Source organism: Pseudomonas sp. SDO55104_S430 (assembly GCF_054070595.1).
Window position 1 is genome coordinate 18,510 of record NZ_JBSVXG010000077.1, and the last position, 9,166, is coordinate 27,675.

The 9,166-nt window shown below is 62.9% G+C and carries 7 protein-coding genes and 1 riboswitch; of the genes, 1 reads left to right on the forward strand and 6 read right to left on the reverse strand.

Annotated features, from left to right (window positions below; genetic code table 11):
* Positions 1–23: 23 nt before the first annotated feature.
* The 6 genes from uca to ACW9JE_RS15570 form a co-directional block, all read right to left on the reverse strand.
* A complete protein-coding gene (gene uca, locus ACW9JE_RS15545) occupies positions 24–3,692 on the reverse strand; it encodes an urea carboxylase (RefSeq protein WP_457433231.1) in 3,669 nt (1,222 codons plus the stop codon).
* A gap of 313 nt (positions 3,693–4,005) precedes the next feature.
* Positions 4,006–4,647 (reverse strand): urea amidolyase associated protein UAAP2, encoded by a 642-nt coding sequence (locus tag ACW9JE_RS15550; protein ID WP_017336948.1) that lies wholly within the window; start codon positions 4,645–4,647, stop codon positions 4,006–4,008.
* 11 nt (positions 4,648–4,658) lie between these two features.
* Positions 4,659–5,384, reverse strand: a complete 726-nt coding sequence (locus ACW9JE_RS15555; protein ID WP_457433232.1) for an urea amidolyase associated protein UAAP1 — start codon at positions 5,382–5,384, stop codon at positions 4,659–4,661.
* A gap of 12 nt (positions 5,385–5,396) precedes the next feature.
* Entirely contained in the window at positions 5,397–6,185 is a 789-nt protein-coding gene (locus ACW9JE_RS15560) for an ABC transporter ATP-binding protein (RefSeq protein WP_457433233.1), read from the reverse strand.
* Entirely contained in the window at positions 6,182–6,997 is an 816-nt protein-coding gene (locus ACW9JE_RS15565; protein ID WP_457433234.1) for an ABC transporter permease, read from the reverse strand. Before ACW9JE_RS15565 ends, ACW9JE_RS15560 begins: the two co-directional genes overlap by 4 nt.
* Positions 6,998–7,012: 15 nt before the next feature.
* Positions 7,013–8,080, reverse strand: a complete 1,068-nt coding sequence (locus ACW9JE_RS15570; protein ID WP_457433235.1) for a putative urea ABC transporter substrate-binding protein — start codon at positions 8,078–8,080, stop codon at positions 7,013–7,015.
* 62 nt (positions 8,081–8,142) lie between these two features.
* A riboswitch (guanidine-I (ykkC/yxkD leader) is annotated at positions 8,143–8,243 on the reverse strand.
* Positions 8,244–8,639: 396 nt separating this feature from the next.
* On the opposite strand from ACW9JE_RS15570, the gene ACW9JE_RS15575 reads away from it, so the two are divergent.
* Entirely contained in the window at positions 8,640–9,095 is a 456-nt protein-coding gene (locus tag ACW9JE_RS15575; RefSeq protein ID WP_457433236.1) for a hypothetical protein, read from the forward strand.
* Positions 9,096–9,166 lie beyond the last annotated feature (71 nt).

Genomic DNA, 9,166 nt, shown 5'->3' on the forward strand with positions numbered 1-9,166 from the left:
GCGTATGTCCTTTTCAAATGGGTTCAGGCGAGTTCCAGCACCACGACGCGCTGTCCGGCGCGCACCGCCGAGCCCGGTTGCACGCGGATTTCCCGCACGATGCCAGTCGTGGGCGCCAGCACGGGAATCTCCATCTTCATCGACTCCAGAATCACCAGCACATCGCCGGCCTCGACCCGGCTGCCAGCTTGCACCTGGACCTGCCAGAGGTTGCCGGCGATGTGGCTGTCGACGCTCATTTCACCGCTGGCCAGCGGCGCGTCTTCGGTGGTTTCCGGGACGGCTTCCTCGCTGTCGAAATGCGCCTGGCCGCTGGCGATCCAGCGCTCGCGTTCAGCGTTGAACGCGCCCTGTTGCTGCTGGCGGAAGGCGGCGATGGACTGAGCTTCCTGGGCCAGGAATGCCTGGTAATCGGCGAGGTTCAACTGGCTGTGTTCGATGTTCAGATCGAAGCGCCCGAGAGGGAAATCCCGGCGGATGCGCAGCAGTTCCTCAGCGCTCACCGGGTAGAAACGGATCTGGTCGAAGAAGCGCAGCAGCCAGGGTTTGCCATCGAACGCGGCCACTTCGCGGTAGCGGTTCCACATCTGCAAGGTACGGCCGACGAACTGATAGCCACCGGGGCCTTCCATGCCGTACACGCACATGTAGGCGCCGCCGATGCCCACGGAGTTTTCCGCGGTCCAGGTGCGGGCCGGGTTGTATTTGGTGGTCACTAGACGGTGCCGCGGATCGAGAGGCGTAGCGACCGGAGCGCCGAGATAGACGTCACCCAGGCCCATGACCAGGTAGCTGGCGTCGAACACCGTGCGCTGCACTTCATCGAGGTTCGGCAGGTCGTTGATGCGGCGGATGAACTCCAGGTTGCTCGGACACCACGGCGCATCCTTGCGCACGGTGGTCATGTATTTCTCGATCGCCAGCTGGCACGCCGGATCGTCCCAGGACAGCGGCAGATGGACGATGCGCGACGGCACTTGCAGGTCCCGGGCGGCGCACACGGCGTCCCACTCACCGGCGACGATACCCAACAGATCGGCCAGCAGCAGTTGCTCGGGCTGGTAGTGCACCTGCAGGGAACGGATGCCGGGCGTCAGGTCGATCACGCCGTGCAGGTGTTTGCTTTCCAGAGCCTGCATCAGGGCGTGGGCGCGAAAGCGCAGGACAAGGTCGAGTTCGGGGGCGCCGATTTCCAGCAGCAGGTGAGTGTCGCCGGAGAGGCGGGCGACCAGGCGCGTGTCGGCCTGGCCGATGTCCAGCACCACCGGTGACACCAATCCCTCCTGAGAACCAACCCCCTTTGAACCACTCTCCTGTGGGAGCGAGCCTGCTCGCGATGAAGTTGACGCGGTGTCCGAACCGGCCCCATCGCGAGCAGGCTCGCTCCCACAGGGCTGATTCCATTTCAGGGCGAGGTTGCGGGCAGTTTTGAGATCGACCGGGTGAAATTGCACTTTGTCCCCGGCCTTGAGTTGCCCCAGCTGCCAAAGATCCGCCTCGATCACCGTCACCGGGCACACGAACCCGCCCAGGCTCGGGCCGTCGGGGCCGAGGATCACCGGCATGTCGCCGGTGAAATCCACCGCGCCGATCGCGTAGGGATTATCGTGAATGTTCGACGGATGCAGCCCGGCTTCACCGCCGTCGGCACGCACCCATTCTGGCTTGGGACCGATCAGCCGGACACCGGTGCGACTGGAGTTGAAGTGCACTTCCCACTGGGTGGCGAAGAAGGTGTCGACGTAGCTTTCGGTGAAATACTCCGGCGCACCGTGGGGGCCGTAGATCACCCGGATCTGCCGCACGTCCGGCAACGCGCCGAGCTGTTCTTCAGGCAGTTGCTGTCCGGCACAGCGGTCGCTCAACGCCGGCACATGCAACACATCGCCGGCACGCAAGGCACGACCGCCGTGGCCGCCGAACTGGCCGAGGGTAAAAGTGCTTTTGCTGCCCAGATAGTCCGGTACTTGCAGACCACCGCGCAGGCACAGGTAGCTGCGCGCGCCAATACCAGCAATGGTGCCCAGGCTCAAAGTGGCACCTGCGGGAATCAGCAGTGCCGTGTTCATCGCGACGGTTTCCCCGTTCAACGACAGCGGGATCTCGGCGCCGGTCACCGCCACCACGGCCTCGCAATTGAAGCGCAGCAAAGGCCCGCTCATGGTGATTTCCAGAGCAGCGGCGCCTTCCTCGTTGCCGAGCAAAAGGTTACCCAGGCGCAGGGCGCGACTGTCCATCGGCCCCGATGGCGGCACGCCCACGGCCCAGTAACCGAGGCGGCCGGGGTAGTCCTGAACGCTGGTCTGGGTGCCGGCGCTGAGCACCTCAAAAGTGTTGGCGCGGTAGACCAGACTCTCCAGGCAACGGGTCCACGGCTGGCCGCTGGCGAAAGGCACATCGAGCAAAATCTGCCGCAGGTAATCGCGGTTGGTTTCCACGCCGTAGAGCAGGCTGTCGCCCAGTGCCTGATGCAGATCGGCGCGGGCCTCTTCGCGGGTCGGCGCCCAGCTGATGACCTTGGCGATCATCGGATCGAAATACGGCGGGATCTCGCAACCGGCCTCGACCCAGGTGTCGATGCGCAACTGCTTGCCATCGGCCACCGGGAAATTCACCGCGGTGAGCAGGCCGGGGCTCGGCTGGAAATCCCGTCCCGGATCTTCGGCGTAGAGCCGCGCCTGAATCGCATGGCCGTCGGCTTTCAAGCCTTGGCTCAGTACGTTCAACGGCGGCAAATCGCCCGCCGCCAGCTCGACCATCCAGCGCACCAGATCCACGCCCCACACCTGTTCGGTGACGCCGTGCTCCACCTGCAAGCGGGTGTTCACTTCCAGAAAGTAGAAGCGCTGGCCTTCGCTGTCGAAAACGAATTCCACGGTGCCGGCGCTGCGGTAATTCACCGCTTTCGCCAGCTTTATCGCCGCTGCGCACAGGGCTTCGGCCATGCCTTCAGGCAGGTTGGGCGCCGGGGTTTCTTCGAGGACTTTCTGATTGCGGCGCTGCACCGAGCAGTCGCGAACGCCGAGGGCGATCACCTCGCCGTGGCCATCGCCGAACACCTGTACTTCCAGATGACGGGCGCGCTGGATGTACTTTTCGATGAACACGCCGGCGTCGCTGAAGTTGTTCTGGCCCAAGCGCTTGACCGCTTCAAAGGACTCGCTCAATTCGGCGGCGTTGCGGCACACGCGCATGCCGATGCCGCCACCGCCGGCGGTGCTCTTGAGCATTACCGGATAGCCGACCTGTTCGACGGCAATCAGCGCCGCCTCGAGGCTGTCGAGCAGTTCGGTACCTTCGAGCATCGGCACGCCGTGTTGTTTCGCGAGGGCACGGGCCGTGTGCTTGAGGCCGAAGACGCGTAGTTGCTCGGGCGTCGGGCCGATGAAAGCGATGTCGGCTGCTTCACAGGCTTCGGCGAACGCGGCGTTTTCCGAGAGAAAACCGTAGCCAGGGTGGATCGCCGTGGCGCCACTGGCCTTGGCGATGGCGAGGATTTTTTCTACCGCCAGATAGGTGCCAGATGCGGCGCCTTCACCCAGGCTGTGGGATTCATCGGCTTGCAGGATGTGCAGGCTGGCGGCGTCGGCTTCGGAGTAAACGGCGACGCCTTTGACGTGCAGTTCACGCAGGGTGCGCAGGATGCGACAGGCAATGGCGCCACGGTTGGCAATCAGAACTTTTTCGAACATGGCATAACCCCCGGAGGCGATAGCGCATCAGCCTCGACCTGGGATGCGGGCCGTCCCGCAGTTTTTCGAGAAGCGCCGGGGTCGTCCCCGGCGGGAAAATCAATTCTTCAGAACGCCTTGGTCTGCCCTCTGTGGGAGCGAGCCTGCTCGCGATAGCGGTGGGTCAGGTCAATTCAGTGTTGAATGTGCCGACGCCATCGCGAGCAGGCTCGCTCCCACAGGGGGAACAGGTTGTGCTGGTCTTATTTTGTGAAGCACTGCCCCGACCGGGCCTGGCACAGGGCAAATAACCATCGGCGCAAACGCGCGAGTTTCAGTTCCATACCAAAAGCTCCGCAGGCGTCGGGTTATAGGCATTGCACGGGTTGTTCAATTGCGGGCAGTTGGAAATCAGCACGATCACGTCCATCTCCGCACGCAGGTCGACGTATTTGCCCGGCGCCGAGATCCCGTCTTCGAAGGTCAGCCCGCCGTCGGCAGTGACCGGAACGTTCATGAAGAAATTGATGTTCGGCCCGATGTCGCCCTTGCCCAGTCGCCCGTCGTGCACGCAGGCGCGCAGGTAGTTGTCGCGGCAGCTGTGCATGTAGCGTTTTTCCAAGGCGTAGCGCACGGTGTTGCTCTCTTGTGCGCAGGCGCCACCCAGGGTGTCGTGGCGGCCGCAGGTGTCGGCGACGATGGTCAGCATCGGTTTGCCGAGGTTGGAATACAGCACGCTGCCGGTACTCAGGTAGACGCTGTTCTGCCGGCGCAGGGTGCGTTGTACGTCGTAGCGCTCCTTGGGGTTGGCGACGCTGTAGAACAGCGTATCGACTGCCTGATTGCCTTCCAGGTCGAGGATGCGCAGGGTCTGGCCCGCCTTGACCTCCATCAACCAGGGTTCACCGGCGGGGATGGTGGCGCGGTAGACCGCTGTCTCCGGATGCTTTTGAGCGGTAGCGATTGCGAGTGACATGGCAGCGATCCTCAGGCGAACAGACGGTCGGTATTGATGAAGCCGCGCTCGTTTTCCGGGCGCGACGTGCGGCAGTGTTCGGCGACGCTGGCGTCGGCGTTCATCCAGCTGAGCTTTAGCGGTTTCGGTGCGTACTCGGGCGCCGGGTCCATCGGGTGCTGCAGGGTGGTCAGCACCACCAGGGTGTCCATCGGCGCGTACAGCTCGATGTAGTCACCGGCTTTGGAGTTGCCCTCGACGAAGTGGAAGCGCCCGTCTTCATCGACGTTCACCCGGCTGAACAGGTTGAGGGTCATCAGCAGGTCCGAGAGGCCCAGGCCCCACTTGCCCAGCTCCACCAGCAGGTTGTCGGTGCCATTGCGGAAGAAGCCGTTGCGCAATTCCTGATAGCGCCCGGCGCCGTATTTTTCTGCCACTTCCTCGGCGCACAGCACGCCGCCGAGGCTGTCGCTCCAGCCACAAGTGTCGGCGGTGATCGCCGCCAGCACCCGGCCCATGTCCGAGTACAGGCAATGGCCGGTGGTGAGTTTGGCGGTGTGCTGGCATTTGAGGCTGTCGGGCAGGTTCAGGCGCTCGGTTTTTTCGTTGGCGTTGAGCAGCGTCAGGCTGACGTTGGCACCGCCACGAATGTCAGTCAGGCGCAGCAATTGACCGCGCTTGAGCACGAACGAACGATGGCCGCCGCCAGGGAGCATTTCTTCGGCGAAGGGCGGGAACAGTTGGGTCGAATCCGTCATTTCAAAATTCCTCTAAGCGATGCGAAGCGTGCCTGCCAGCGGTTCCGGCAGGGCGTCGACGGCGGCACGGGTGGTGCGGCGGTCGCTGTTCAAAGGGATGTCGTAGGTGATGCGCGCGCCATAGGCGCCGGGGGCGTGCGGGTCGACGCGGACCTTGTCGAACACCAGCAGGCGGGTGCCGAGGCTGAAACCTTCGGACAGGTCATGCGTGACCATGAACACCGTCAGTTGCGTCTCGCGCCAAAGCTCCAACAGCAGGGCGTGCATGTCTTTGCGAATGCCCGGATCGAGGGCGCCGAACGGTTCGTCGAGCAGCAGTACCCGGGGTTTCATGATCAGCGCCTGGGCAATGGCCAGGCGTTGTTGCATGCCGCCGGAGAGTTGCGCCGGGTACTTGTCCAGCGAGTGACCGAGGCCGACCTTGTGCAGCAGCGCCGAGGCCTGTTCGCGGGCATCGCGTTTGGCACTGCCGAACAACCGGCCCAGCAGTGGCGAGCGTGGCAATTCCAGACCCAGGGCCACGTTGTCCAGCACGCTCAGGTGCGGGAATACGGAGTAGCGCTGGAACACCACGCCGCGGCTCGAATCCGGTTCCCCGGCCAACGGCTGACCGTCGAGCAGGATCTCGCCGCGACTGGCGCGCTCCTGACCAAGCAGCAGGCGCAGGAAGGTCGATTTGCCGCAGCCGGAGGCACCGACGAGTGTGCAGAACTCACCTTCGTTGACGCTCAGGTTCAGGCCTTCGAGCACCACCTGATCGGCGTATTGCTGCCACACGTTCTTGACCGATATGAAGCTCATGGGCGTGCCCCCTCATACCAGGGAAAGGCCCGTTGGGTCAGGCGCTTGAGGCCCCAGTCCATCAGCCAGGCGAGCAGGGTGATCCACACCACGTAGGGCAGGATCACGTCCATCGCCAGATAACGACGCACCAGGAAAATCCGGTAGCCCAGACCGTCGGTGGAGGCGATGGCTTCGGCGGCAATCAGGAACAACCACGCCGAACCGAGCATCAGCCGCAGCGAGATCAGCAGGCGCGGCAGCAATTGCGGCAGCACCACCCGCAGCATCAGCGTCCAGGTCGAGGCGCCGAGGGTCTGGGCCTTGATCAGCAGCTCAACGGGAATCTCCCGGGCGCGTTGTTCCAGGTCCCGGGCCAGGGCCGGGGTGATGCCGATCACGATCAGCATCACTTTCGACAACTCACCCAGGCCGAAGACGATAAACAGGATCGGCAGGATCGCCAGCGGCGGAACCATCGACAGCACCGTCAGCAAGGGCGACAACGGCGCGCCGAACAACGGCAGGGTGCCGGCGGCGATCCCCAGGCACAGCCCGGCCAAAGCGCTGATGCCCAGGCCGATGGCCAGGCGGCGCAGGCTGGAGGCGGTGTCCTGCCACAGCACATAGTCGCCGGTGCGGCTGTCGGCGGCGAACGCCAGACGTTTCACCGCGTCGGTCATTTGCACAGCGCTGGGCAACAGCTTGTCGTTGGGGTTGTCCGCCAGGCGCTCGGCCGAGCCCATGAAGTAGGTGAACAGCACCAAGGCGAACGGCAGGATCACCAACAACAGGCGACTGGGGCGATCGGGATGACGATTGATCAGGCGCATGGCCAGGTCCTCTGTTTACAGCTTGGCGTCGGCGGCCATTTGCACGTAGCTGGGGTCGAAGCGCAGCTTGAGGTTGCCCTTGTCACCGCTGGTCACGCCGTTGGCGAAGGCCATGCCGACCGCACTGGTGTCCTTTGCGCCTTCGCCCAGCAAGCCGTGCTGGAAAGAAAACTCGGCGACCTTGCGCATGGTTTCCGGCAGTTGCTTGCTGGTGCTGAACGCTAGGGCTTCTTGCGGCGTGGCGAACAGCTTGGTGGTGTCCAGTTGGGCCTGGAAGCCCGCCAGGTCCGTACCCGAAGCTTTGGCCATGTGTTCCAGCGCGGCTTTGCCAGTGGCGTTTTTCGCGTTCATCAACTCGACCACTTCGAACCAGGCGCCGGTCAGCGCCTTGCCCAGGGCCGGGTTGTCTTTGAGGGTCTGGGAATTGACCACCATCATGTCCATGATTTCGCCGGGGATCTGGCTGGAGTTGAACACCTCGGTCACCGCGGGCTTGGCCTTGATGTCCGAGAGCATCGGGTTCCAGGTGGTGACGGCGCTGACCTGATCGGTGTTAAAGGCGGCCGAGATATCGGCGTCGGAGGTGTTGACCACCTTCAGGTCTTTCTCGGTGAGGTCCACCGAATCCAGGGCCCGGGCCAGCAGATAGTGGGAAACGGAGAGCTCGACCAGATTGACGTCCATGCCCTTCAGATCGGCGACTTTCTTGCCTTCGCCCTTGAGCACGATGCCGTCGTTGCCGTTGGAGAAATCGCTGACGATTAGCGCGGTGCTGTCCACGCCTCCGGCCGCCGGAATGGTCAGCGCATCCATGTTGGTCATGGTGCAGCCGTCGAACTGGCCGGCGGTGTACTGGTTGATGGATTCGACGTAATCGTTGAGCTGCACCACATCGATCTTGATGCCGTACTTCTTCGCCCATTTATCGACAATGCCCTGGCTGCCGGCATATTCCCAAGGCATCCAGCCGGCGTAGATGGTCCAGCAGACGCTGAAGTGGTCTTTCGTTGCGGCCTGGGACTGGGTGCTGAGCAACGCGGCAAATGCGGCGGCGAGCAAGGCGGGGAAACGTAGTCGTGACATATCGGATTCTCCAGTTGATCGAGGACGGGCAGAAGGCAACGCGGCACCGCGAACGGTGGCTTGTCTCCCGGGCTTTTGTCCCGCCGTGTAACCTCAACTGGAGGTCGCCAACTCTCGGACCAGCCACTCGCGAATGCGAGCCGGAACCCTAGTCAGCCATTGCAAATTGTGGTGCCGCGAACCTGTAATGACTCCTGCACGGTTTTACTAAAGCGAGAGCCGTGCCAAGTCGGCGCGAGGGCTCTGGTGCGCTAGGTTCGGCGATTAAGGGTGAGAGAAGAAGAAGCTGGCTGCCTTGCGATGGTGCGTCGGCGCACCGCAATGGGACGCCTGCGTACACTCAAATCCGATCTCGTTATCACGGCAGTGCATTGAGCAAGGGTCACCATCAATCGGCACGTGAATAGATGAAAAACCTTTCATCGGCGAGATGTTTCAACTTGTTTCGGGTGCGCACCAGATTCCGAATCCGGTGTCAGATATTTTGACAGTCAACCAATGATCGACTGTCGCCTGCCAGCGTCGCTGGTGCGGCTCACTCGCGGTCCAGGAGGCCGCCATGTTCCGACGAATTCTACTGATTGCTGTGTTGGGTCTGTCCTTGGGTGGATGCGTACCTTATTCCGATGGAGGAGTCAGTTACTACAGCTCGGAGGTCTATACCTCGCCCGCGCCGGCGTATTACTCCGGAGGGTCGTATTACTCGAACGGCGGGTACTACACCCCGCCTCGCCGGTATTACTCGCCCCCTGCCCGGTACTACCAGCCAACGCCGAGGTATTACTACCAGCCGCGGGTTTATCAACCATCGCCGCGCTATTACCAGCCGGCCCCGCGCTACTACCAGACACGTCCTGATCATCGGGCGTATCAGAACCATGGCTGGGATAACCGCAAACGAGGTGGGTGGGACAACGACCGCCGTGGCGACCGTGGCGGACACAACAACTATCGCGGCGGCAGAGGCGATCGCGATGGGCGTGGGGGGAATGATGGGCGGTGGAATCACCGTTAAACGGATTTGATGCGATACCTGTGGGAGCGAGCCTGCTCGCGATGGCGGTACATCTGTCGAATCCATGTTGA

Bases quoted from the DNA above. Each gene is read 5' to 3' on its own strand.
- uca (WP_457433231.1), bottom strand. From the start codon at position 3,692: ATGTTCGAAAAAGTTCTGATTGCCAACCGTGGCGCCATTGCCTGTCGC.
- ACW9JE_RS15550 (WP_017336948.1), bottom strand. From the start codon at position 4,647: ATGTCACTCGCAATCGCTACCGCTCAAAAGCATCCGGAGACAGCGGTC.
- ACW9JE_RS15555 (WP_457433232.1), bottom strand. From the start codon at position 5,384: ATGACGGATTCGACCCAACTGTTCCCGCCCTTCGCCGAAGAAATGCTC.
- ACW9JE_RS15560 (WP_457433233.1), bottom strand. From the start codon at position 6,185: ATGAGCTTCATATCGGTCAAGAACGTGTGGCAGCAATACGCCGATCAG.
- ACW9JE_RS15565 (WP_457433234.1), bottom strand. From the start codon at position 6,997: ATGCGCCTGATCAATCGTCATCCCGATCGCCCCAGTCGCCTGTTGTTG.
- ACW9JE_RS15570 (WP_457433235.1), bottom strand. From the start codon at position 8,080: ATGTCACGACTACGTTTCCCCGCCTTGCTCGCCGCCGCATTTGCCGCG.
- ACW9JE_RS15575 (WP_457433236.1), top strand. From the start codon at position 8,640: ATGTTCCGACGAATTCTACTGATTGCTGTGTTGGGTCTGTCCTTGGGT.